This is a genomic window from Peribacillus frigoritolerans (assembly GCF_030676415.1).
GTDB lineage: Bacteria > Bacillota > Bacilli > Bacillales > DSM-1321 > Peribacillus > Peribacillus frigoritolerans_A.
Map to the genome: position 1 here is coordinate 1 of NZ_JAUUTW010000112.1, position 385 is coordinate 385.

1 rRNA gene is annotated in these 385 nt (G+C 41.3%); it reads left to right on the forward strand.

Annotation, left to right across the window (positions count from 1 at the left end):
- Window positions 1-2: 2 nt before the first annotated feature.
- Window positions 3-118, forward strand: a 5S ribosomal RNA gene (rrf, locus tag Q8G36_RS28690).
- Window positions 119-385: the final 267 nt, after the last annotated feature.

Sequence of the window (385 nt, forward strand, 5' to 3'; positions counted from 1 at the left end):
TGTTTGGTGGCGATAGCGAAGAGGTCACACCCGTTCCCATTCCGAACACGGCAGTTAAGCTCTTCAGCGCCGATGGTAGTTGGGGGTTTCCCCCTGTGAGAGTAGGACGCCGCCAAGCAATGTTTATTACATCAATTAGGATTCATAAACCCGTATAAACAGGTTCAAATCCTATCTACGCATTCTAAACCTTAGGATTATCCTAAGGTTTTTTTGTATAAATTCCACCATTCGTTGGAAAGGCTTATTAATAGCATGATTTTGGTAGGGGGCTTCTCGAATGACCAGTAAAGAAGAAATCCTGGACAATAAACAAATTCTTCATTCTTTTGCGAAATGGTTAATGGGTCAAAATAAATCCGATGGTACGATTAAAACCTATGTG